This window comes from Streptomyces atratus (assembly GCF_040655115.1).
Classification (GTDB): domain Bacteria; phylum Actinomycetota; class Actinomycetes; order Streptomycetales; family Streptomycetaceae; genus Streptomyces; species Streptomyces atratus_D.
Genome location: NZ_JBFAJH010000011.1, coordinates 105963 through 127592 on the forward strand (window position 1 = coordinate 105963; position 21630 = coordinate 127592).

At 71.0% G+C, this 21630-nt stretch carries 21 protein-coding genes and 2 pseudogenes; 13 read left to right on the plus strand and 10 right to left on the minus strand.

What is annotated here, in order from left to right; translation table 11 throughout:
* The first annotated feature begins 26 nt into the window (after positions 1-26).
* From AB0I23_RS15715 to AB0I23_RS15735, 3 genes are all read left to right on the plus strand, one after another.
* Positions 27-1139 (plus strand): bifunctional NAD(P)H-dependent oxidoreductase/GNAT family N-acetyltransferase, encoded by a 1113-nt coding sequence (locus AB0I23_RS15715; protein WP_359109733.1) that lies wholly within the window; start codon positions 27-29, stop codon positions 1137-1139.
* 621 nt (positions 1140-1760) lie between these two features.
* Positions 1761-1925 carry a hypothetical protein gene (locus AB0I23_RS15725; protein ID WP_359109734.1) on the plus strand — a complete coding sequence of 55 codons (165 nt, stop codon included), beginning with the start codon at positions 1761-1763 and terminating at the stop codon, positions 1923-1925.
* A 474-nt stretch (positions 1926-2399) separates the two neighbouring features.
* A complete protein-coding gene (locus AB0I23_RS15735; protein ID WP_359109735.1) occupies positions 2400-2873 on the plus strand; it encodes a peptidoglycan-binding domain-containing protein in 474 nt (157 codons plus the stop codon).
* A 106-nt stretch (positions 2874-2979) separates the two neighbouring features.
* On the opposite strand, the gene AB0I23_RS15740 is transcribed toward AB0I23_RS15735, so the two are convergent.
* Both AB0I23_RS15740 and AB0I23_RS15745 read right to left on the minus strand, forming a co-directional pair.
* Positions 2980-3399 carry a PIN domain nuclease gene (locus AB0I23_RS15740; RefSeq protein ID WP_359109736.1) on the minus strand — a complete coding sequence of 140 codons (420 nt, stop codon included), beginning with the start codon at positions 3397-3399 and terminating at the stop codon, positions 2980-2982.
* Positions 3399-3641 (minus strand): type II toxin-antitoxin system VapB family antitoxin, encoded by a 243-nt coding sequence (locus AB0I23_RS15745; RefSeq protein ID WP_359109820.1) that lies wholly within the window; start codon positions 3639-3641, stop codon positions 3399-3401. The genes AB0I23_RS15740 and AB0I23_RS15745 overlap by 1 nt, the downstream gene beginning before the upstream one ends.
* Positions 3642-4889: 1248 nt before the next feature.
* Here AB0I23_RS15745 and AB0I23_RS15750 point away from each other — a divergent pair.
* The 3 genes and pseudogenes from AB0I23_RS15750 (at position 4890) to AB0I23_RS15760 (ending at position 6879) form a co-directional block, all read left to right on the plus strand.
* Complete coding sequence (locus AB0I23_RS15750; protein ID WP_359109737.1) at positions 4890-5261, plus strand: hypothetical protein; 372 nt, start codon at positions 4890-4892, stop codon at positions 5259-5261.
* Positions 5262-5908: 647 nt separating this feature from the next.
* Positions 5909-6170 (plus strand): annotated as a pseudogene (locus AB0I23_RS15755) (GntR family transcriptional regulator); the annotation flags it as partial.
* A 52-nt stretch (positions 6171-6222) separates the two neighbouring features.
* On the plus strand, positions 6223-6879 hold the full coding sequence (locus tag AB0I23_RS15760; protein ID WP_359109738.1) for a hypothetical protein: 657 nt from the start codon (positions 6223-6225) through the stop codon (positions 6877-6879).
* Here AB0I23_RS15760 and AB0I23_RS15765 read toward each other — a convergent pair.
* The 3 genes and pseudogenes from AB0I23_RS15765 to AB0I23_RS15775 form a co-directional block, all read right to left on the minus strand.
* Positions 6860-7540: a phosphotransferase gene (locus AB0I23_RS15765; protein WP_359109739.1), complete on the minus strand. Its 681-nt coding sequence runs from the start codon at positions 7538-7540 to the stop codon at positions 6860-6862. The genes AB0I23_RS15760 and AB0I23_RS15765 overlap by 20 nt on opposite strands.
* Before the next feature lie 37 nt (positions 7541-7577).
* Complete coding sequence (locus AB0I23_RS15770; RefSeq protein WP_359109821.1) at positions 7578-7700, minus strand: DUF2804 family protein; 123 nt, start codon at positions 7698-7700, stop codon at positions 7578-7580.
* A 43-nt stretch (positions 7701-7743) separates the two neighbouring features.
* Positions 7744-8045, minus strand: a pseudogene (locus AB0I23_RS15775) (DUF2804 family protein); the annotation flags it as partial.
* Between the two features lie 507 nt (positions 8046-8552).
* Between AB0I23_RS15775 and AB0I23_RS15780 the strand changes: the two are divergent.
* The gene (locus AB0I23_RS15780; protein WP_359109740.1) at positions 8553-8831 is read left to right on the plus strand and encodes a hypothetical protein; all 279 of its coding nucleotides are present in this window, start codon (positions 8553-8555) and stop codon (positions 8829-8831) included.
* Positions 8832-8837: 6 nt separating this feature from the next.
* On the opposite strand, the gene AB0I23_RS15785 is transcribed toward AB0I23_RS15780, so the two are convergent.
* Positions 8838-10532 carry a bifunctional 3'-5' exonuclease/DNA polymerase gene (locus AB0I23_RS15785; protein WP_359109741.1) on the minus strand — a complete coding sequence of 565 codons (1695 nt, stop codon included), beginning with the start codon at positions 10530-10532 and terminating at the stop codon, positions 8838-8840.
* A 151-nt stretch (positions 10533-10683) separates the two neighbouring features.
* On the opposite strand from AB0I23_RS15785, the gene AB0I23_RS15790 reads away from it, so the two are divergent.
* On the plus strand, positions 10684-10914 hold the full coding sequence (locus tag AB0I23_RS15790; RefSeq protein WP_359109742.1) for a hypothetical protein: 231 nt from the start codon (positions 10684-10686) through the stop codon (positions 10912-10914).
* A 13-nt stretch (positions 10915-10927) separates the two neighbouring features.
* Here AB0I23_RS15790 and AB0I23_RS15795 read toward each other — a convergent pair whose 3' ends face one another.
* A complete protein-coding gene (locus AB0I23_RS15795; protein ID WP_359109743.1) occupies positions 10928-13060 on the minus strand; it encodes an ABC transporter permease in 2133 nt (710 codons plus the stop codon).
* Complete coding sequence (locus tag AB0I23_RS15800) at positions 13054-13836, minus strand: ABC transporter ATP-binding protein (RefSeq protein WP_359109744.1); 783 nt, start codon at positions 13834-13836, stop codon at positions 13054-13056. The genes AB0I23_RS15795 and AB0I23_RS15800 overlap by 7 nt, the downstream gene beginning before the upstream one ends.
* Before the next feature lie 105 nt (positions 13837-13941).
* Between AB0I23_RS15800 and AB0I23_RS15805 the strand changes: the two genes are divergently transcribed.
* Together AB0I23_RS15805 and AB0I23_RS15810 are read left to right on the plus strand one after the other, a co-directional pair.
* The gene (locus AB0I23_RS15805) at positions 13942-15108 is read left to right on the plus strand and encodes a DUF2786 domain-containing protein (protein ID WP_359109745.1); all 1167 of its coding nucleotides are present in this window, start codon (positions 13942-13944) and stop codon (positions 15106-15108) included.
* 89 nt (positions 15109-15197) lie between these two features.
* Positions 15198-17330, plus strand: a complete 2133-nt coding sequence (locus AB0I23_RS15810; protein ID WP_359109746.1) for an FUSC family protein — start codon at positions 15198-15200, stop codon at positions 17328-17330.
* Between the two features lie 22 nt (positions 17331-17352).
* Here the strand turns inward: AB0I23_RS15810 and AB0I23_RS15815 are convergent, their stop codons facing one another.
* Positions 17353-17820: a hypothetical protein gene (locus AB0I23_RS15815; RefSeq protein WP_436846937.1), complete on the minus strand. Its 468-nt coding sequence runs from the start codon at positions 17818-17820 to the stop codon at positions 17353-17355.
* 259 nt (positions 17821-18079) lie between these two features.
* On the opposite strand from AB0I23_RS15815, the gene AB0I23_RS15820 reads away from it, so the two are divergent.
* Entirely contained in the window at positions 18080-18322 is a 243-nt protein-coding gene (locus AB0I23_RS15820; RefSeq protein ID WP_359109747.1) for a DUF397 domain-containing protein, read from the plus strand.
* Between the two features lie 35 nt (positions 18323-18357).
* Here the strand turns inward: AB0I23_RS15820 and AB0I23_RS15825 are convergent, their stop codons facing one another.
* Positions 18358-18861 carry an ATP-binding protein gene (locus tag AB0I23_RS15825; RefSeq protein ID WP_359109748.1) on the minus strand — a complete coding sequence of 168 codons (504 nt, stop codon included), beginning with the start codon at positions 18859-18861 and terminating at the stop codon, positions 18358-18360.
* Between the two features lie 327 nt (positions 18862-19188).
* Here AB0I23_RS15825 and AB0I23_RS15830 point away from each other — a divergent pair, with 327 nt between their 5' ends.
* Positions 19189-20070 carry a helix-turn-helix domain-containing protein gene (locus AB0I23_RS15830; RefSeq protein WP_359109749.1) on the plus strand — a complete coding sequence of 294 codons (882 nt, stop codon included), beginning with the start codon at positions 19189-19191 and terminating at the stop codon, positions 20068-20070.
* A 54-nt stretch (positions 20071-20124) separates the two neighbouring features.
* On the plus strand, positions 20125-21582 hold the full coding sequence (locus AB0I23_RS15835) for an aldehyde dehydrogenase family protein (RefSeq protein ID WP_359109750.1): 1458 nt from the start codon (positions 20125-20127) through the stop codon (positions 21580-21582).
* Positions 21583-21630 lie beyond the last annotated feature (48 nt).

The following is a 21630-nucleotide window of genomic DNA, read 5'->3' on the forward strand; positions in this document are numbered from 1 at the left end:
CCAATTTAGCAGCTAGCTTCATTTCCATGTCAACGAAAAGACTTCGCGTCCTCGTCCTTGTCTGCAGCACGCGCCCTGGCGCCCTCGGCCCAGCAGTCGGTACGTGGCTGACCGAGACGATCACACCCCGTGCCGGCGAGCTCGGCGTGGACCTCATGTCACTGACCATCGACGACCTCGGCCTCCCCTTCCTGGACGAGGAGGAGCACCCGTCCACCGGCATCTACAGCCACGAGCACACACGGCGCTGGAGCGCGATCGCCGAAGCTGCCGACGGCTTCGTCATCGTGACACCGGAGTACAACTACGGAATGCCGGCAACCCTGAAGAACGCGCTTGACTATCTGGGCCCGGAATGGGCCTGGAAGCCCGTGGGCTTCGTCAGCTACGGACATACCTCGGCGGGTACCCGAGCGGTCCAGCACGCCAAGCAGGTGGTGACCACGCTCCGCCTCGTCCCCTTGGGTGCCACCGTCGCGCTCCGCATCGCGGACGCAGTGCACGATGGGCGGGTCCGGCCGGAGGCGGCCCTCGCCGGTGCGGCCGTCGGCGTCCTCGACGAGCTGGTGAGCGTCGCCCACGCACTGCGGCCGTTGCGCGAGCGCTACTCCAATGACACGCTGCCAGGCCCGTTGCCGGGTTCGTACGTACGGCGCCTCGTCCCCGACGACGCACCGGAGGTCACCGTGCTGCAGCGGTGCTGCTGGGTCGAGGAGGCCGTCGCCAACGACACGCTGGCCATACCCGCCCTGCATGAGCCGCTCGAAGAGGTACGCGCGTGGCTGGCCGACTGGAACGCCACAGGCCTCTGGTGGGACGGCCGGCTGCTGGCGATGGTGCGGACACGTCGCAGCGGCGACGACTGGCACATCGGGCGACTCGCCGTCGTCCCCGACCTCCGCGGGCACAACCTCGGCCGGTGGATGCTGCGCACCGCGGAGTCCGCCGGGGAGGAGTGCAAGCGCGTCGTCCTGTCCACCGGCGCCGCCAGCCACCGCAACATCGCGTTCTACGAGAGCGAGGGCTACCAGGTACTGCCCGACGGCACCCCCGGGGCAACCCGCCTGGGCAAGACGATCCCCACCAGGAACTCCGGCACGACCCCGACCCAGACCTTCGCGCCCGCGGGCCGAGCCTGACGTCGTCCGGATGCTGACCGATACCCCCCGCGGCCACCTGGCAGGACAGCGACGCCGCTGGCCGGGTTGCACGCAGCCGAGATGGACAATGGACTGGCACAGCCGCGACCACGGCGCGAACGGCCCCGCATGTTGCCGCCGAGCAACCGCGGCGGCGGAACCGAACGGGCAAGCATCGACCCGACCCAGCCCGGCAGACCCGCCGCACGGTAGATCGTCCAAAGGAAGCTCCTGGCTCTGCGCCGACGAGTACTGCCGCCGCTGCCCACAGCCGCCTGCGGCCCCAATCCATCGACACCGGCATCCCGGGTTGGGTGCAGCTCTTCTGCAGTGAGCACGTTGATCAGGCCGTGAATGTGTATCTGCCCTGGTGAACGCGTTGGTGTTCACGGGCGAGGTGGTAGCGGAAGTAGACGTCGAGGTCGCCGTTGCTCTCCACGGCCGGAGTTTGAGGACAGCTTCGTCGCCGGCCGGGCCCCAGCGTGCACCGGAGATGTCGAGGCGGTCGGCGGTCAGATCCGATGCCCACACGCGCCTTCGATCACTCCCGTCGCGATCGGCCAGCCGGCCGCGAGCGCGCGGTCGTAGCCGAGGAACTCGCTCTTGGCCCGCAGGTAGCCGGTGCAGGCGTCCGCGCTGCGGCGGCGTTCCCCGCGCAGCCCGGCGCGTGATCACAAGAACATCGTTCGCTGGAACACCTACGACGTCGGCGGCCACTACGCCGCGCACCAGGTGCCTGAGGTGCTCGCGCGGGACATCCGGGACTTCTTCGCCGGACTCGCCTGACCGTCCTGTCGCCGTGACCGACTCCCACACGAGACGGCGGTGCTCGGCGAGTCGGCCGACGGGTTTCGCGGCGGACTCCAACCGGCGAGCGTGCTGACGGCAGCCGTGGCACAGGCGCGGGTGCTGTCGCGCAGTCCTGAGCGGGCCGGACTGCCGAAGGGCGTGGAGGTGGTGCGTGGGGACCTGTCCGATCCGTCGACGCTTTCCCCCGCGCTGCGGGATGCGACCGAGCTGTTTCCGGTGCGACACCGTGGAGCGGTTGGCCGGCCACCCGGCACGCCCGTATGCGCAGTGGGCCGAGGATCACCTTGCGGATCTCAGGACGATCGCGAGTTCCTCCACGCGCGGAGCCGGCCCCGGACCTGACGGCGACGGTCACTGATCACCGCACCTGGCTGCGTATCGGGCAGTGCGGGAGTCGAAGAGACTGCGAGGCGGGGGACGGATCTGCGCCGTGGACAAGGGAGTTCTTGGATGCGTGTCAGCAAGTACACAGCCACTGCGGCTCTGGCGGCCTGCCTGCTCGCGGGGGCCGTCGACCTCTGCGCCGCCCCGGCGGCCAGCGCTGCCACCACCTACTCGTGTTCGAGCCCCCACCAGAGCTGGAACCGGATCGGCGCTTACTCCGGCTACTTCATCTACTACGGCTACTACGACGGCACGAGCTACGTCCCCTCAAGCGGAAGCTGGAGCTACGCCGCCGTCGAGACCCAGTGCATACTCAACCGTCTGGGCTACGGCCTGACCGTGGACGGCTACTACGGCCCCCGCACTCAGGCGGCCGTGGCCGACTTTCAGTCGCACCACGTGCTCGCGGCCGACGGCTTCGTGGGGCCCAGCACCTGGCCCGCACTGCGCTACTTCGGGGCCAACCAGTCAAGTTGTCTGCCCTTGACCTCCGCGAAGGTCCGATCGGCCTCGGCGGTTGTGCATCCCGACAGCTGCTGACCGGTCGGCGCGGCTGCCGAACCGGTAGTGACGCGGTCTGGTCCCTGACCGGTTTCGCCGACACCGGCGGTTGTTCAGTGCGGTGTCAATTCGACAGGCCGTTTGCTCAGCGGTCGGCGCTGCCAGGCGGGACGACCCACTCGGTGGGCTGGCCAGTGAGAGAAGCGATCATGTCGAAGTCGCCGTCGTAGTGGAGGACGGTCCGCCGGTTCAGCTCCGCAGTGGCGGCGATCAGCAGGTCGGGGAGTGACAGGGCGCGGTGAAAGCCCGCGTTGAGAGCATGGCGCTGGACCTCCAGCGCGCGGGTGAAGGTGTCGTCGTCGCTGCGCAGGTAGTCGAAGGCGTGGAGCCAGGTGCTGATGCGTGTCGCCTTCGCGCTGTCCCGGGCCGAGTGGATCATCTCGTACTCGGTGGGCTGGCATACGGCGAGCAGGTAGCGTTCGTGGAGGGGCTTGAGTACCTCCCTGACGCTGGGCGTCGTCCAGCGTGCGAGAGCAGACTTGTCGATCAGGTAGCGATCTTGCATCAGGCGGCTCGGCCGCCATCGCGCTTGAGGCTTCCGTCGGCGTTGCGGGGACCGGTGCTCTCGACGATCCCGCTGAAGTCGAACTCGCCGGCGTCCATGGCGTCGAAGCCCTCCTGCCGCAGGTGGCGTTTGACGGCGTCCTCCATGGCAAGGCGCACGGCCTTGGCCTTCGTCCTGGTGCCGAAGATGCGCATGGCCTCCGCGACCATGTCCTCGTCGAGGTCGATGACGGTTCTAGCCATGTGGATGATCCCTTCGCGGATGTCAAGTCTAGCAAATGATATCAGTGGCTCGCTGGGTTCGATATCGTTTCCGTGCAAGGGCTTGTTGCGTATGGCGGCGTCGGAGTCAGGTTGGAACTCCGCGCGGTCGGTGACTGCCGGAACCGGACAATCGTCCGCGCTCACGGCCCCGCCTTCGTCGAGGCGGCGGGTTCGCGGCTCCGCGACGGTGCACTGCCTCGGCTGTGCGGCTCCTTCGGTGGACAGTCGGTGGACAGACGCCTTCGGACGGTGCATCACAGGGTGGCACTGGCTGACCTGCCGCGCATGCTCTGATCAGGAAGAACGTCACTGGACGGCATGATGCGGCAGCAGCCGACACGGTCGCTCGTGGTCTCGTGATGCGTAGGTCTCGGGTTCGAATCCCGAAGGCGGCTCTGTGGAAGCCTCAGGACTCACTCGCCGTGACCTGGGGCTTTTGCGTATCTCGGGGCCGTTGCGGACGGTGTTCCCCCTCTGGGCGTGCCGCCGGATCCACAGGGGCGCGAGAGAAGGCACGGCTGCGCCGGCGAACGCTCCAGTGGGAGCTCTTGGTCCAGGCGGCGGACACCGACGAGGGTGACCTCGCCGACCTCGCCGACCTCGCCGACCTCGCCGACCTCGCCGACCTCGCCGTCGAGGACCCCATGTCCCCTGCTCGCAGGCGCCGGCGGGACCAACGGGCCGCGCGGTGTAACGGATGTCGGCCGACACGGTGGTCGCTGCGCACATCCCGACCTGGCCGTGGGCGGCGCCGCCCACGGTGCGGAGCGCGGAAAACGGCGGGGGTCGAAGGTGACTCCGGGTGGACCTGGGATCGGTAGGAGTTGCGGCGCGCCTAGCGTCCACATCGTCAGGAGGCAGACGGTCGGCACTGTGTCGCGGTGTGGAGGGGGCGTCATCGGATGGGTGCTCAGGGGGTACTCGGGCTGTGGTGGACGGTGCCGGCGGGGCTGGCGCTGCTCGGCTACGGGTGCTCGTTGGCCGGGGTGACCCGGCCCCAGCGGGCAGTGTGGGTGACGGCGCGGGTCGTGGAGGTGCATCAGCCGGTCCACGGTGACTCCAAGAGGCCCGGGATACCGGTGACGGTCGCTTTCCAGAACCCTTCCAGCGGGCGGGAGCTCAGGCTGCGGCACGCGGGGCGGCGTGGTCACGTGGTGGGCGAGACATGGCTGGGCCGAGAGTTCCCGGTGCGCTATCCGCGGGGGCGGCCGGAGCGGTTCTACCCTCATGGCGGACATGGTGGGGGAGACGCGGGGGCTGGGCGGGCCGAACTCCATGGTCTCTCTGTTGCTGGTGGGGCTGGTTCTCCAGGCGTTCTTCGTGTGGGGCTACCCGAGAGGGTTGATCTGCGTCGGCGGCCTGCTGTTCGTCATCGTCGCGATCAGCCGGGACATCCAACACGTGCGCGCCCGCGCCGCCCTGCTGGCCGAGTCTGTCGCTGTCCCGGGCCGTGTGGTGGCCGTCACCAAGGACGTCACCGATGGCGACGGCGGTGCCGCCCTGTCCTTCATCGGTTCGGCCAGCCCTCCGGGCCACCACTCGCCATGCAGCGTCCGGGCCGCCCCATCCGTGGTGAATCTTTTTCGCTTCTTCTCTTGACTACGGACAAATAAGGAGGAAGCTAACTAATACACCAGCCAACCGGTGAGAGCCACACCGCCGATGGAGACGTCCATCGACCCGAGTGACACCCATCTCGGCAACTGGCTAGGCTCCCGGCAGAGCTACGTATCGACATCGGAGTCGTCAGCGACGACTGACGCTTGCGGGTCGATATGGGGCACCGGGAGCCACCGTATGTGCGGTCCGGGTCCGTGCGAGCCGATGAAACGCCGCGTGACGTCCTGCTACTGGCTGGTCAGCGGGGCGGTGCTGCGGGCGCGAGACGCGCCCGGTGAGGTGCCGCGGCCCGCCCCCCTCGTGCACCACCGCGGCGATGGCCCTCCTGTCCGGTCCCGGTCCGACGGCGACCTCCCGGCGCTGCTGTCCCGCCTCGAAGAACACCCGGCCGTACGGGTCGCTGCCGACTGGCCGTCCCTCGAGGGCGAGGTGGCGGTGGTGGTGACGGCACAGGACCCGGACGGGATTCCCGCGATCCTCGACGAACTCCGGGCAGCGGACGGGACGGCAGAGCCACGTGTCGGATCCCCTGAACCCTCTTCGAGATCCGGTGGCCCCCTCCTGGGGCCCGCTGGACCCGGACGGTTGCGCGGACCTTCCGGTCGTGGGCGTGCCGGCCTGTCGCACCCACCGCGGCACAGGTGGTCGCGGCCACCGAAGTGAACCCGAACACCACGCTGAAGGCGTACCGGGAACTGGAACGGGCCGGTCGCGTCGAGGTCCGCCAGGGCGCGGGGACGTTCATCACGCACTCTCTGGCCCAGCCCCGGACCGGCGTCGACTCCCCGCGGCGTGCCGGGCTCGCGGACTGAGCGCCAGGCGCACGAGGAGGGGATGAGCGGTGAGGACGTCCGCAGTCCGATCACCGCGGTCTTCGAGGAGACATTCGCGCGACCGCTGCAGGACGAGAAGGGCCTGCTGCAGCCCTTAGCCTTCGGTGATGAGCTTCGGCAACTTCGCGCGCAAGGTGCGCGACACCACCCTGCCCCATGGGCACCGGGTGGTGTCGCTGCGTTCGTGCGTACAGCTCTACCGGCCGATCGGGTTCGAGGCGACGGTGGCCTGTCTGGAGGCGAAGGCCGGTCCGTTCCGCCGGGACGAGGCCGCCCTGCTGAGGGCGCTCGGTGTGCTGGAGGCCAGCCGGGCCGTGTGGCAGGCGGAGCTACGGGCGTACGCCGTCGAGCGGGCCGCGGCGAAGCGGCGGGGCGAGCGGACCGTGCCGGCCGGGCAGGTCGATCCGAACGACTGCGTCCACTGGTACGGCGCTCCGCGCGAAGGCGCCCTGTTCGCGATCGGTCACTGGCGCGGGCGGCTTCGGAAGTCCGGGGCGCTCAGCAGTGAGCCGTCGGCGCGCGAGGTGGACCGGTGCGCGGCTGCCTGTCTCGGCGTCGATGGTGAGTGGACGGAAGACATGCGCGTACGACTCGACGCATGTGCCGCGGAGTTGGAGCGGGGTATGTCTGCGGAGGCGTTCCAGGACGACCGGATGAGGTACTTCGGCCACCGGGATCTGCTCCGGGTCGTCCGGCACATCGAGACCGCCGTCGCCCCTCAGCGACAGGTCGCCGGATCGATCCTCAGCCTGCCCATGCGCTGATCAGGTCCGCCGCTTCGTCGATGAACTCCCGTTCGTCGTGCGTCAGGTTCGGGTCCGCCGCGCGGCGACAGACCGCCTGGGCCAGCTGGGCGTCCGGGACGCCGCCCTGCGCGGCGAGACGGGGAAGCAGGGCGCTGAGCAGGGAGCGGGCGCCCGTTGCCAGCGGGGAGGTGCGATCGACCGCCACCTGGGCCAGGATCAGCGACGACATGGCCCGGTCCAGGGCGGGCGGCCCCTCCGCGGCGGTCCACCAGTCGATCACCACCGGGCCGTCGGGCGTCAGCATCACGTTGTCCGGGTGCAGGTCCAGGTGGAGGATCCGGTCCCCGGGATCCGGGGAGAGCCGGGCCGGGATCGTGTGCAGGTCGGTGAGGAGACCGGCGAGGATCGCGGCTCCTTCGTCCCCGGTGAGTGCGCCGGAGAGCAGGGACTCCCGCATGGTCGGGCCGGTCAGGCGTTGCAGGACGAGGTCGGAGGGGGTGGCGGCGGCCGGGCTCGGGCCGAGGCGGGGGACCGGGTAGCCGAAGGCCGAGAGGTAGGACATCACGGCCAACTCCGGTCTGGCATCACTGCTGTCGCGGTAGCGGCGCAGGACCCACGCCTCGTCCATCGCGTACACATCGGCAGATCGTTCCGTGCCCAGCAGGTGGCCTATTCGCATGAGGGGAACCTACTGCTGCGGGTGGACCCCGGGGAGATCACCAGCGCATATGGACATCCTCCGCCCAGCCGAGGAGCTGCTCGACGACGATCTCCTGGCCCCGGTCGTCCCTGATCCGGCCGTTGTAGTGGCCGAAGCACCGGTCGGTGCGGTTGAGCAGACCCGAGGCGGCGCGCCGACGTGGACCTTTCGACGGTGGGTGCGGGGGCTCCGGCGACCGTCTGCGGGAGGTGGACGCCGCGGCCTCCGGGGATGATCGCGGTGCGTTCGGTCGCGCGGCCGCCCGCCCCGTACCCGAGTACGTACACCGTGTTCAGTGCCAGGACGTCGAGATCGCTCACGGTCAGCGCGATGAGATGAGTGGGTGTGGTCACGCACCAGTACTCTCCCGCTTCGTCCGGCCCCAGCCGCGCAGATTCGCCCGGTGCAGAGGGTGCCGGGACCATCCGACGGCTGCCGGGTCCAGCAGTCCGTCGGGGCGGCAGAGGTCGACGGGCTCGGTGATCTCGCGCTCGGACGTGTACTGGCCGCCTGTGCCGCCACCGTGGCCACCGGCGTACTCGCGCCGGCAACCCGACGACCTGCACCGCCTCCGTCGATGCCGCCCCCGTCTCCCGGCCGTCGCCACCACCGACACCGCGGACTGCGCCCGCATCACCGGGGCCGGAGCAGGGGCCCCGGTCGTCGGGTCCGCCGTGCCCGAGGCCTTGCTCGCCACCGCCGGATCCGAGCACGCCGTGGTGACGGTGCGTCGGGCGAGCGAGAAGCCGCGGACGTCCACCGATCTGCGGGGCGGTGAGGCGTGCTGCATGACACGCAGCAGTCGCGCACCGCCGCTGCGCGGGCGCGCCCCGGATGCCTCCGCACCTGGGTGGCCGCGCCCCGGTCCGGGCCGGAACGGAAACGTTCCTGGTCCGGGCCGCTTTCCCCGTTCGGCCGACGAGCTTTGCGGACGGCTCGCGGAGTAGCCTGGAGAAGTCTCGGCCTGCGCGTGCGAAGGGGGCCGTCTCTCATGGACACCTTGATCACCGTGGCGGTCGTCCTGGCGATGATCGCGTTGACGGCGTACGTCATCCATCTGCTCAATGCCCGGCACCGGCATCAGCATCTGCGGGCCGTGCACTACGACCACGGGCTGGCCGGGTTCGGCGGGTTCGGAGGGCCGGGTGCGGGTAGAGGACGCGTCGTTCCGCCCGTGGAGACGACGCAGCCGACGCAGCCGACGCAGCCCACGGAGCCCTTGCGGAAGGGCGAGCCCGGGACGGGGTCGGCCGAGCACCCCGACACGTGAGCTCTGCTACTTGGCGTCGGAGTAGCGTTCCACGATCGCCGTCGTAAAGGGGAAGCGCACCGGCGTCATGCCGAAGGCGGTCCGCCCCGCCAGGTCACCGGCGGCCCGGATCGCCTTCACGACTGCCTCGGCCTCCCGCTCGGGGCAGTGCACCATCACCTCGTCGTGCTGGAAGAAGACCAGTTCGGCCCGGAGGCCGGCGGCGGCCAGCGACCGGCGCAATGCGGCCAGGAACAGCAGTGCCCAGTCGGCGGCGCTGCCCTGCACCACGAAGTTACGGGTGAAGCGGCCGCGCGCCCGGGCGTTCGACGAGGCGTAGCCCGGCGTGAACCCGGCCTCCTCGGAAGGCTGCTCGTCGCTCTCCTGCGGGATACCGGCCTCGTCGTCCTCCCCGCTCCCGGCCGCCGGCGGACTGGTCCGGCCCAGCCAGGTCCGCACGAGACGGCCTTCCTCGCCCGCCTTCGCCGCGTCGTCGACATACGCCACGGCAAGCGGGAAGCGTCGTCGCAGCGCCGCGAGGTTCTTCAGGCCGTCGCCCGACGTCTGGCCGTAGATCGCGCCCAGCAGCGCCAGCTTGGCGTGGTCACGGTCGCCGTGGAAGGCGCGGTCCGACAGTGCCGTGTAGAGGTCGCCGTCGTGGCCCGCGACCTCCATCAGGCCGGGGTCACGGGAGATCGCGGCCAGAACCCTCGGCTCCATCTGGTCGGCGTCGGCGACGACCAGCCGCCAGCCCTCGTCGGCGACGACCGCCTGCCGTATCACCTTGGGGATCTGCAGCGCCCCTCCGCCGTTGGTGGTCCAGCGGCCGCTGACGGTGCCGCCCGGCTGGTACTCGGGGCGGAACCTGCCGTCCCGCACCCAGTCCTGGAGCCAGCTCCAGCCGTGCGCCGTCCAGATCCGGTACAGCTTCTTGTACTCGATCAGTGGCTCCACCGCCGGATGGTCCAGTTCCTGCAGCTCCCAGCGGCGGGTCGACTTCACCTTGATCCCGGCCTGTGCGAACGCCTTGACCACATCGGCGGGAAGGTCAGGGCGTACCCGGCGGCCGAACGCCGTGGACACCTCTTCGGCCAGCTCGGCCAGTCGGCGGGGTTCGCCGCCGCCGGCGTACCGCTCGCCCAGCAGGTCGTGCAGGAGACCCCGGTGCACGTCGGCCCGCCAGGGCAGGCCGGCTCGGTTCATCTCGGCGGCGACCAGCATGCCGGCCGACTCGGCGGCCGTGAGCAGACGCATGCGGCCGGCGTGGGCGGTGGCGTCGTGGCGGCGGAGCTGCTCCGCGTACACCTGGAGGAGCGCTTCGAAGGGGATGTCCGTGCCGGACCGCGGCTCGAAGAGGGAGGACTGTGAGCCGGGCTCCGCGGCGCGGGACGGGGGATCGGGGGGTACGGGGGCGTGACGGAGGCGGGCGTGGGCGGCCGCGGCGGAGCGGGGTTCGCCGAGCCGGCCCTCGTGCGCGAGGAGGAGGGACTCGGCTGCCTCGATGTCGTAGCAGCGGTCGATCCGTACGCCCGCGGCGAGCAGGCGGGGGTAGATCTCGGGGGTCGACCGCCAGACCCAGCGGATGACGTCCGGGCGGGAACGGACCGCCTCCACGAGGTCGGGTTCGGTCAGGACCGGGGCGGCGGGGAGGCCGCCGGTGGTCAGGGGGGCGAGGCGGGCGCCGCCGGTCTCTGTGGTGGCCAGAGCCCAGCGTTCGGTCATGTGTCCGAGTCTGGCAGGTGGGACTGACAGCGGTGTGGGGCCGCGCGCGGCCCCACACCGCAGGCCGGTGTCTTGCCGGAAGGCGTGGGTTCGGATTGCCGGGTTCGTGCGTAGCCGTGAGGAGCGATGCCGGACCGTCCGAGCCGCGAGCATGGAGGTTCGCGGGCCGGGGTGCTTCGATACGCTGCTGATCCTGAGCGATGACAGCCATGACAGGGATGCCGATCGCGACGACGAGGCCGTCCTCGTCCGCAGCGAGTGGGGCACCGACCGCTCTGTGGACAACCGCCGCAACCCGGTCGGGCCGGCGCCCGGTGTGACCGTGCCGATCGTCGTGGTCATCGCGATGTTCGTGGCGTTCAACAGGCACAGCCCGCGCTGACCCGCCCTCCCGTTCACCGGTGCCGCACGGCCCTCGGCAGGATCGCCGCCGCCACCGCGACCACCGCGCACACCCCGGCCGTGGCCCCCGCCACCGGCCACTCCACCGACACCGTCACCGGTGCGGACAGTGCGGCGAGTGCGGCGCCGAGTCCTGCCAGGTTCACCGCGGTCACGGCCGCACCGAGCACCGCCCCCAGTGCCACCGCGAGCAGCGTCTCCCCGGCGACGATCCCGAGGACCCGCGTGCGGGTCGCCCCGGCCAGCCGCAGTGCGCCCAGCTCCGCGGACCGTACGGATCCCGCCATCAGCAGCGTGTTGGCGAGCGCGATCGCCGTGTAGACGAGGGCGATGCCCAGCACCACCAGTAGACCGAGCCGCGTCTGCGGGCTCGTGCGCGGATGCGTGGCGGCCAGCCACTGCTGCGTCGACCGGACCGTGCCGCCGGAGCCGTGCAGAGCGGCGGCGACCGCCGTCCTGTCCGCGCCGGGGGCGAGGCGTACGTCGATGCGGTCCACCGGAGCCGTCGGTGCGTTCGCCGCCGTCACGTACGCGCCGTTGTTCCCCGTACCGATGGCCAGCACCGCCGCGATCCGCAGCGACACCGGGCGGCCGTCGCCGAGCCATACCCGTACCGACGCGCCCACCGTGTGCTGCTCCCACTCCTCGTTCACGACGATCGAACGGTCGTCGAGGTCACGGACGTCGCCCGCCACCACCGGCAGCCGCTCGACGGCCGCGAGCGTCTTCGCGTCGTCGACGGCCCGCGCCTCCGCCTCGATGAGCGCGGTGCCCTCCTCCCGTACGAAGACCGCGGTCGACGCGGACGCGGACAGCGTCGCCCCGGGGACCGGCCGTACCTCGAGGTCCGCGCCCGTCACGACCAGATCGGCCCGGGTGTGCTCGCGCGCCTCGGCGCCCTTCGCCTGCGCCACCGTCATCGCGGAACCCGGCACCGAGCCGGCCAGTGCCACTGCGATCAGTACGGGAGTGGCCACGGCGGCTGTACGGCGCAACGACGCCGCCGCATTGGCCCGTACGAGCATTCCGGTCGCCCCGGGAAGCCGGAGCAGCCGCGTCAACGGGCGTACGAGCAGCGGCGCGAGCAGGGCGACGCCGGTGATCAGCACCATCGGCTGTGTCATGTACGTCTTCCGCTTCAGCAGCCCGGACGGGTCCGTGACCAGCGACTTCGTCATCAGGAACACGGCGCCCGCGAGCAGTGCGAAGCCCAGCAGCCGACGCACGGGCGGCATCACGCCCGTATCGATGTCGGCCTCGCGCAGCGCCTCGGCCGGCCCCGTTCTGCCCGCCCGTCGCGACGCCGCCCAGACACCGGTCAGCGCTACGGTCAGACCGGTCCAGAACGCCGCGTGGAGCGGCCAGGCCGTGGGGCGGATGGCGAACCAGGAGGGCGCCAACTCGCCGTCGACCAGCAGACGGGCGAGGTGCGGTGCGCCCCAGGCGCCCAGTGCGCATCCGGCCGCCGAGGCGAGGGTACCGACCACGGCCGCCTCCACCAGCAGCATGCGCCGCAGCTGGCCGGGGGTGGCGCCCGCCGTGCGCAGCAGACCGAACTCCCGTCGGCGGAGCGCCACCGCGAAGGCGAACGTCGACGCGACGACGAAGACCGAGACGAACGCGGTGACGGAGCCCGCCGTGCCGAGCAGGGCGTTCACGGCCGGCAGCGCCTCGGCGTCCCGCTCGGTCACCGGGTCGGCGCGGCGGCGTTCGTCGCCGGTGAGGACCTCCGCGCGGTCACCCACGATGCGGCGGACCTCGGCGACGGGAGCGTCCACGCCCACGGCGTCCGGGCCGCCGCCGACGTCCTGTCCGTCGCGGGCCACCGGTCCGAGCGCCGCCAGGTCGCGCAGGAGTTTGATATCCACAGGGTGTGGATGAGTGAGTCTCCTGCTGACATGAGCGGTGGACGGTCCGCGCCGGACCCGCACGGTCAGCGTGTCGATGCCCTTCACCACCACCGGCGACGCGGCGAATCGCTGCGGCTTCCGGTCCGGGGCGTCGAAGGTCGAGGCGAGTCCCAGCCCCATGGTCGCGATCAGCCCCACGCCGAGCGCGAGCGCGACGAAAGTGCCGATGAGAGTGGTCCAGCGGGTTCGCAGCGCGGCCAGGGCGACGGTCAGCACGAGGCCGCCTCCGCGCGATCCCTGGCCGCGGCGTCCGTACGGGCCGCGCTCGGGCGCGCTGCGGTCGTCCAGGCCGCGATCCGTTCCACGGAGAGTCCGGTCAGGTCGTCCGCGATGTGTCCGTCGACCAGGAAGACCACCCGGTCCGCGTACGCCGCCGCCACCGGATCATGCGTGACCATCACGATCGTCTGTCCCTCCCGGTCCACCAGTTCCCGCAGCATCACCAGCACCTCCTGGCCCGTCGCGGTGTCCAGTGCGCCGGTCGGTTCGTCCCCGAAGAGCACCGCGGGCCGGGTGATCAGGGCCCGCGCCAGTGCCACCCGTTGCTGCTGGCCGCCGGAGAGTTCGGTGGGCCGGTGGTCCGCCCGGTCGGCGAGTCCGACCCGCGCGAGTGAGGCGCGCACCTCGGTACGGGACGGCCGGCGGCCCGCGAGCCGCAGCGGCAGCGCCACGTTCTGGGCGGCGGTCAGCGAGGGGACCAGGTTGAACGACTGGAAGACGAAACCGATCCGGTCCCGGCGCAGCAGTGTCAGCCGGCGCTCGCTGAGCCCGGTCAGCGCCGTCCCGCCGACCTCGACCGTGCCGGACGTCGGCCGGTCGAGCCCGGCCGCGCAGTGCAGGAGCGTCGACTTGCCGGAGCCGGAGGGCCCCATGACGGCGGTGAAGGTGCCGGGGCGGACGGTGAGGTCGACGCCGCCGAGGGCGTCGAGGTTCCCGTACGAGCGTCGTACGGAGCGGAGCCGTACCGCGTCGGCGGCAGCAGTGGAGGTCATGTCTTCGATCGAACCGCGCGCGGAACCTCCGGACACGACCACCAGAACCCGTATCCGGGGTGGGGCCAGGCCTACCGCGCCGCGCAGCCTGCCTACCCTGACCTCATGGAACCGGTGATCGACCAGGCATTCGCGGCAGCCCTCTACTCGGACGGCGACGCCGGTCTCGACACCGGTGCCTCCCTCCTCGCCGCCGATCCGGGGGCCGACGCGGAACTGGTCCGGCGTGGTGAGGAGTTCGTCCGCCGCGCCTGGGAGCGTGGCTGGCAGCCCGCCGATGTCGTACGGACCGTCCGCCGCGAACTCGACGAGAACGGGGCCGGGCTCGCCGCCGGACTGATCACTGCGGAGACCGGCCGGTACGAGCGGCTGCCGCTCCGCTGGCGGTCCCAACTGGCCGAGCTGCCCGCGCCACCACCGCGGAACCGGCCCGACCGGTTCTCCTACGCCTCCGCCCTCCTCCGTCTCTACCGGCTGCTGCTCCGGCTCCCCTCGATCGAGCCGGTCGGGCCGCCGCCCGGCGCCCCCGGCCTCCGGCTCGATCTGCCCGCCGCGCACGACGAACCCCGCATGCTGACCCGGATCCGCGCGCTGCTCGCGAAGGCGGAGGCGACCGGATTCCCGGAGGAGGCGGAGGCGCTCACCACCAAGGCACAGGAGCTGATGGCCCGGCACTCCATCGACGAGGCCCTCCTCGCCGCCCGTACGCACAACAAGGAGGCACCGGGCGCCTGCCGGATCGGGGTCGATGCCCCGTACGAGACGGCGAAGGCGATCCTGCTCGACGCCGTCGCCTCCGCGAACCGCTGCCGTGCCGTGTGGAACAGCGAGCTCGGCTTCTCGACGGTCGTCGGCTTCGAGCCGGACCTGGAGGCCGTGGAGCTGCTGTACACCTCCCTGCTGGTCCAGGGCGCGGCGGCGATGGCGAAGGCCGAGGCGGGCCAGCGGGCCGGCGGGCGCAAGCGGACCAAGACGTTCCGTCAGTCCTTCCTGATGGCGTACGTCCAGCGACTGGGCGCGCGCCTGGCGTCCGACACCGCCCGGGTGACCGCGGCGTCGGTCTCGGAGGGAGCCGCCGCCGACGGCGATCTGCTTCCGGTCCTGGCGGCGCGGGACGTGGCGGTCACGGACGCCGCGGACCGGATGTTCCCGAAGACGACCAGCGCCCGGGTGCGCGGGGTGACGGACGGCGAGGGCTGGGCGCACGGCACAGTCGCCGCCGACCGGGCCCGGATGGGCGAGCGGCGGCCGGGCATCGACGGTTCCCGGTAGCGGGGCGGACGCGGCGGCGGGCGGAGCCCCTCCTGCGACCGGATGACCGGAAAGTCTGATACGTCGGGCATTCCGGCTAGGCTCGGTCCATGAGCTGGCTCCGGGCGCTGAGAGAGACCGCCCGCTCGGGGCTGACGATCGAGCGGCGGCGCCTCGAACCGCTCGTCGCGGTCCGTGGTGCGGCCGGACTCGCCCTGGTCATCGGGGTCAGCCTCGCCTTCTTGGGACCAGTGGTCGCCGCCAGCTCCGCGTTCGGTGCGTTCCAGGCGGCCATCGCCACGTTCCAGCGCAGCTGGCGCCCCCGGCCCGTCCTGGCCCTGGTCTCCGGTGCGAGTCTCGCCGTGTCGACGTTCATCGGCTATCTCGCCGGCGCCCATCTCCTGCTGTTCATCGCCCTGCTCGTCCTCTGGACATTCCTGGCCGGGCTGGTCTGGGCGGCCGGGCCGACGGGCGGCCTCATCGCCGCGTCCAATGTCGGCATCATGCTGGTCACGATCACCCTCCCCGCCTCCGTCGCCCAGGCGGCCGTGCACGCCGTGATGATCGCGTTCGGCGGGGTCGTCCAGGCGACGCTGATCGTCCTGTTTCCGGTACGCAGATGGGGCGCCCAGCGCGACGCCCTGGCCGACGCACTGGCGGCGGAGGCCGATTACGCGCGCAGGCTGCGCCACGACCCGGTCGCCGAGTTCGACCCGGTCCCGCTGATGACCGCCCGCAACGCCGCTGCCGTCACCCCGCGCCAGGCCCGCCACCGCCCCGCCGAACTGCACGGCGCCCGCGGCCTCGCCGAACGGATCAGACCGGTGCTCGCCTCGCTCGCGGACCCGGCGGTGGGCGCCCCCGCCGGAGGTCCGGAACGCGGCCGGGTCCGCGAACTCCTCGCCGCCGCGGGCTCCGTACTGGACGCCGCGGCCCACGCGATCCGGCACGGCGCACCGATGCGCCTCCCCGCCCCCGCCGTAGCCGCCCTGAAGACCCCCGACACCGGGGCGATCCTCACCGGAGCGGCGGGCCGCGCCGCGCGCCGCCTCAGCGCGCTGCTCGCCGATGTCATCGAGACCGCCGAGGGCGACGGGACGAAGGAGGACCGGGCGGAGGCCGATGACGCGGCCGACACGATCGCCCCGCACCGCCGCCGCCCCACCCTGCCGCGGCTGGTCCCCGTCGTCCTGCGGGCGATGCGCGCCGAACTGCGCCCCGGTTCGCCGATCCTGCGGCACGCCGTCCGGGCCACTGTCGTCGTCGCCGTCGGCTATCTCATCGGCGCCGCCCTGCCGTTCGGTCACGGCTACTGGGCGCCGATGGCCGCCGTCATGGTGATGCGGCCCGAGTTCTCCCAGACGTACGCCCGAGCCGCGGGCCGGTTCGGCGGCACGATCGTCGGGGTCTTCGTCGCCACCGCCATCGTCCAGGCCGGCGACCCCGGCGTCGGTCTCGCCGCCGCTCTCGCCGTCGTCTGCGCCCTGCTGATGTACCTGCTGATGCGCACCGGGTACGTGGTCGGCCAGGCGTGCCTCTCCGCGTACGTCGTCTTCCTGCTCGGCATGGCGGGCGGCGCATGGGCGCAGACCGTGCCCGAACGCGTCGTCCTCACCCTGGTGGGCGGGGTCCTCGCGATGATCTCGTACGCCGTCTATCCGGCCTGGGAGACGCCTCGGCTGCGGAACCGGCTCGGCACCTGGCTGGCAGCCGTCGGGCGGTACGCCGCCGCCGTCGTCGACCAGTACGCGGACCCGGCGGAACGCGGTCCCGAGGACGTCCGCGCCGCGCTCCTCGCCTCCCGCGAAGCCCGTGTGGCCTGGCAGGAGGCGGTCGCGAGGGCCCAGCACGAACCCGTGCGCCACCGCGGCCTCTCCCGCGCCGCCGCGGAGGACGCCCAGCACGCCCTCGTCCAGCTCGGCCGGGCCGCGATGCTGATGGAGGGGCACCTGCCGGCGGGCGGCGCCACCCCGGTACCCGCCGCCCCGCAACTCGCCGACGCGCTGCGCCGGGCCACCGAGCAGGGCGCGAAGGACGTACGGGAGCGCCGCGTGCCGCGCTGCGACGCGGTCCGTGAGGCGCTGGAGCGGTGGGACGAGGAGGACCGGCGGTGCGGGCAGACATCCGATCCGGTCGTGCGGAACGGGGCCGACCTGCTGCTGGAGTCCCTGGAGGAGTTCTCCCGGGCGCTGGACGGCGGCGCGGGCGACCGGTTCGGGACGAGCGGTGCCGGACGGAGCTGAACGGTCCGGTACCGCTCCCGCGTCACGGGGTGGGCAGGCCCGGCAGTCCCGTCGGCAGCGCGCCCGGCTCCGTCTTGGCCAGGGTGTCCTTGGCGCCGGCGTCCCACTCCACGACGATCGCCCTGCCGTCGTTGGACGTGATGGTTCCCATGGTGCGGGCGGTGTCACCGTCGGTGCACTTCAGCGCCAGCATCACCTTGCCCATGTCTTTCACCTCGCCCGAGCAGACGTGGGCGTCGGCGACGAGCGCGGCCTTCCCGGCGGTGACGGACAGGGCGACGGCCTTGCCGCCGCTCACCCCGGCCCATGTCCCGTCGAGCGCCGCGGCGTCCGACGTGGAACCGCTGCCGTCGGCGGGTGCCGAGGTGCGCACGTCGGCTGCGCCCGTGTCGGGCACGCTCTTCCCGCTGTCACTGCCGCAGCCCGTCAGCGCGACAGCGGCGGACAGACCCGCGACGACGACGGCGCCGGTACGTACGAGTGGGTGCACCTGGAATTCCCCCTTGTTGACGAAAGACCGGGCAAAGTTACCAGGGCGCGCCGATCGATTTGCGGGGCAACTCCTGCTGGTGGGAGCCAAATAGACGTTCCGTTCGTCTGTCTCTCCGTGGAGCGGCAGTCGGGGGAAGGCAAAGCTGTAATCAAGAGAACACCGCGCGTGCACGTGCATCTGCTCATGCATCGGTATATGAACACAGCTATGATCCGAACCAGTTGACACTTGCACCTTGCAACTCGGGGAGCGTCCTGTGCACCACGTGTACAACGGCATGGCGGCCACAGAGCTTCGCGGAGTCGTCTGGCAGAAGAGCAGGCACAGCAACTCCCAGGGATCCTGCGTGGAGTTCGCCAAGCTGCCCGACGGGGATGTGGCGATGCGGAATTCACGCCACCCCGACGGGCCCGCTCTGGTCTATACGCCGGCTGAGATAGAGGCGCTGCTGCTCGGCGTGAAGGACGGGGAGTTCGATCATTTGACAGCGGGCGGCTGACCGGCGTACGCGTGGAAAACGCGGACCCGCGTGCGTCAGGCGGCGCCGGAGAGCCGGAACAGCGCCCAGACCACCTTGCCGCGCGGCGCCTGCGAGCCCGTCGGCGGATTCTCCGGACCCAGTGCGGGGGACGGGTGCCAGCCCCAGCCGTCACTGAACGACTCCACCAGGAACAGCCCGCGGCCCGACTCCGCCGAGTCCGCCGCCTCGGACGCCACCGGACTCGCCTGACTGGGGTCGCGCACCGCGCACACCAGCCGTGAGGACCAGCGCATCAAGTACAGCCTCACCGGCGCCTCCTGGGGATCCCTCGGGGCGTCGTCGGGCAGCGCGTGCCGCAGTGCGTTGGTGACGAGTTCGGAGACGACCAGGGCGACGTCGTCGAAACGGTCGCTCAGCTCCCACCGGTCCAGCGTCGCCCTGGTGAACTGGCGGGCCCCACCGACGGCTTCGTACCGGGCCGGCAGGGTGCAGGTGGCCGATCCGGAGGCGGCTGAGGGATCGATGGGGGGGAGGCCCTGCCTTAACGGCCCGAGCATCGTCGATCCATTCGTCCCCATGCGAGGCACTCCCGGGATTCGCGGCTGTAGCGGTACTGCGGTGGTACAGCGGCACAACACGAACGAGCACGCAGGTGCGCGGTGCCCATGGTTCCGAATGCGCTGAGCAGATGCAAGGGCAGATGCACGTGCACGCGCCGGACCTGTCCGATCCCGTGCCGGTTCTTGCTCATTTCTTCCTACGGACAGATTCATGGCTTTCTGTAAGTCTTCTCATTTCCGTAATCGAATGAGTACGGGCTGAAGCGTTTTGATGGCAGAATCCGGCTCTTGGGGTTCAGGGGGTGCCCCGATGCCCAGGAAGCGATGGGGAGGGTTGGACCAGTGGCGGCAGGCGAGTCGAGTGGATCCGTGGTGCGGCGCATCCTGCTGGGCTCTCAGCTCAGGCGGCTGCGCGACTCGCGCGGCATCACCCGCGAGGCGGCCGGCTACTCCATCCGTGCTTCCGAATCGAAGATCAGCCGCATGGAGTTGGGACGGGTGAGCTTCAAGGCCAGGGACGTCGAGGACCTGCTCACGCTCTACGGAGTCACGGACGAGGCGGAGCGCGACTCGCTCCTCGTCCTGGCCCGTGAAGCCAACGTGGCGGGCTGGTGGCACAGTTACGGGGACGTGCTGCCCGGATGGTTCCAGACGTACATCGGTCTGGAGGGGGCGGCCTCGCTCATCCGGATCTACGAAGTCCAGTTCGTCCACGGTCTGTTGCAGACCGAGGCCTATGCGCACGCCGTCGTCTCCCGCGGTATGTCCGGCGCACCCGCCGCCGAGATCGACCGCCGGGTCGCGCTCCGGCTCGAGCGGCAGAAGATTCTCGTCTCCGAACGCGCCCCGAGCTTCCATGCCGTGCTGGACGAAGCGGCACTGCGCCGCCCGTACGGCGAACGCGAAGTGATGCGTGCGCAATTGCGGCATCTGATTGAAATGTCGGAGCATCCGAACATCACGCTCCAAGTGATGCCCTTCAGTTTTGGCGGACACGCCGGGGAGAGCGGCTCCTTTACGATGCTGCGATTCCCGGAATCCGACCTGTCGGACATTGTCTATTTGGAGCAGCTGACAAGTGCGCTCTATCTGGACAAGGCCGAGGAAGTCGCCCAGTACGAAAAGGCGATGACGCGGCTCCACCAGGACAGTCCGGGTCCCGAAGAGAGCCGTGATCTGCTCCGCGGCCTTCTTCAACTGGCCTGATTCATCAGTACGATGACGTATCAACAGGAGTCTGCACCTGCAGTAAGGGATCGCATGTCCTTCTTCAACGAGCTGGCCAACCAGTACATCGACGGTGAGTGGCGGACCGGCACCGGCTCGTGGGACATCATCGATTTCAATCCGTACAACGGCGAAAAGCTCGCCGCCATCACCGTCGCCACCGCGCAGGAGGTCGACGAGGCCTACCGTGCCGCCGAGCGTGCCCAGCGGGTCTGGGCCACCACCAACCCGTACGAACGCCGCCTCGTCCTCGAACGCGCCCTGCGTATCACCGAGGAGCGCACCGAGGACATCATCGGGGCGATCATCGACGAGCTGGGAGGCACCCGGCTCAAGGCGGAGTTCGAGATCCGCTGCGCCATGGACTTCCTGCGCGAGGCGATCCAGCAGGCGCTCCGCCCCGAGGGGCGGATCCTGCCGTCCCCGGTGGACGGCAAGGAGAACCGCGTCTACCGGCTGCCCGTCGGCGTCATCGGTGTGATCAGCCCGTTCAACTTCCCTTTCCTGGTGACGATGAAGTCGGTCGCACCGGCCCTGGCGCTCGGCAACGCGGTCGTCATCAAACCCAACCAGAACGCTCCCGTCGTCGGCGGCGGAGTAATCGCCAAGATCTTCGAGGACGCCGGGCTGCCCCCCGGACTGCTCAACGTCCTGGTCACCGACATCGCCGAGATCGGCGACGCACTGATAGCGCATCCCGTGCCCAAGGTGATCTCCTTCGCCGGCTCGGACCGGGTCGGCCGCCATGTCGGTGCCACCGCGGGCGGACTCCTCAAGCGGGCCATCCTCGAACTCAGCGGCAACAGCGCCCTGGTGGTGCTGGACGACGCGGACATCGACTACGCGGTCGACGCGGCCGTCTTCAGCCGCTTCGTCTACCAGGGGCAGGTCTGCATGGCCGCCAACCGCATCCTCGTGGACCGCTCCATCGCGCCGGAATTCACCGAGAAGTTCACCGCCAAGGTGGCCGCGCTCAGGACCGGCGACCCGCGCGACCCCGCCACCCAGATCGGCCCGGTCATCAACACCTTCCAGGCCGACGCGCTGACGGCGCTGATCGACCAGGCGGTCGCCGAAGGCGCCACGGCGCTCGTACGGGGCGGAACCCGCGGCAATCTCGTCGAGCCGACCGTCCTCGCGGGTCTCCCGGACGAATCGCCGCTGCTGGCCCAGGAGATCTTCGGGCCGGTGGCGCTGCTGATGACGTTCGACGGCGAGGAGGAGGCCGTGCGGATCGCCAATGACACCCCGTACGGGCTGAGCGGCGCCGTGCACACCGGGAACGCCGAGCGCGGGGTGCGGTTCGCACAGCGTGTCGTCACCGGGATGTTCCACGTCAACGACTCCACGATCGCGGACGACCCGATGGTGGCGTTCGGAGGCGAGAAGTTCTCCGGGGCCGGGCGGCTGAACGGCGATGCCACCGTGGAGGCGTTCACCACCCAGAAGTGGATCTCGATCCAGCACGGCCGGACCGAATTCTCCCTCTGATGCACGCTCGTTGAGGACGGAAGCTGTCCGCAAGGGTCCGTAGCTTGG

What these genes read in the sequence shown, in the direction of transcription:
- AB0I23_RS15715 (WP_359109733.1), top strand. Translation starts at nt 27, where the DNA reads ATGTCAACGAAAAGACTTCGCGTCCTCGTCCTTGTCTGCAGCACGCGC.
- AB0I23_RS15735 (WP_359109735.1), top strand. Translation starts at nt 2,400, where the DNA reads ATGCGTGTCAGCAAGTACACAGCCACTGCGGCTCTGGCGGCCTGCCTG.
- AB0I23_RS15740 (WP_359109736.1), bottom strand. Translation starts at nt 3,399, where the DNA reads ATGCAAGATCGCTACCTGATCGACAAGTCTGCTCTCGCACGCTGGACG.
- AB0I23_RS15745 (WP_359109820.1), bottom strand. Translation starts at nt 3,641, where the DNA reads ATGGCTAGAACCGTCATCGACCTCGACGAGGACATGGTCGCGGAGGCC.
- AB0I23_RS15750 (WP_359109737.1), top strand. Translation starts at nt 4,890, where the DNA reads ATGGCGGACATGGTGGGGGAGACGCGGGGGCTGGGCGGGCCGAACTCC.
- AB0I23_RS15760 (WP_359109738.1), top strand. Translation starts at nt 6,223, where the DNA reads ATGAGCTTCGGCAACTTCGCGCGCAAGGTGCGCGACACCACCCTGCCC.
- AB0I23_RS15765 (WP_359109739.1), bottom strand. Translation starts at nt 7,540, where the DNA reads ATGCGAATAGGCCACCTGCTGGGCACGGAACGATCTGCCGATGTGTAC.
- AB0I23_RS15780 (WP_359109740.1), top strand. Translation starts at nt 8,553, where the DNA reads ATGGACACCTTGATCACCGTGGCGGTCGTCCTGGCGATGATCGCGTTG.
- AB0I23_RS15785 (WP_359109741.1), bottom strand. Translation starts at nt 10,532, where the DNA reads ATGACCGAACGCTGGGCTCTGGCCACCACAGAGACCGGCGGCGCCCGC.
- AB0I23_RS15790 (WP_359109742.1), top strand. Translation starts at nt 10,684, where the DNA reads ATGGAGGTTCGCGGGCCGGGGTGCTTCGATACGCTGCTGATCCTGAGC.
- AB0I23_RS15800 (WP_359109744.1), bottom strand. Translation starts at nt 13,836, where the DNA reads ATGACCTCCACTGCTGCCGCCGACGCGGTACGGCTCCGCTCCGTACGA.
- AB0I23_RS15805 (WP_359109745.1), top strand. Translation starts at nt 13,942, where the DNA reads ATGGAACCGGTGATCGACCAGGCATTCGCGGCAGCCCTCTACTCGGAC.
- AB0I23_RS15810 (WP_359109746.1), top strand. Translation starts at nt 15,198, where the DNA reads ATGAGCTGGCTCCGGGCGCTGAGAGAGACCGCCCGCTCGGGGCTGACG.
- AB0I23_RS15825 (WP_359109748.1), bottom strand. Translation starts at nt 18,861, where the DNA reads ATGCTCGGGCCGTTAAGGCAGGGCCTCCCCCCCATCGATCCCTCAGCC.
- AB0I23_RS15830 (WP_359109749.1), top strand. Translation starts at nt 19,189, where the DNA reads ATGGGGAGGGTTGGACCAGTGGCGGCAGGCGAGTCGAGTGGATCCGTG.
- AB0I23_RS15835 (WP_359109750.1), top strand. Translation starts at nt 20,125, where the DNA reads ATGTCCTTCTTCAACGAGCTGGCCAACCAGTACATCGACGGTGAGTGG.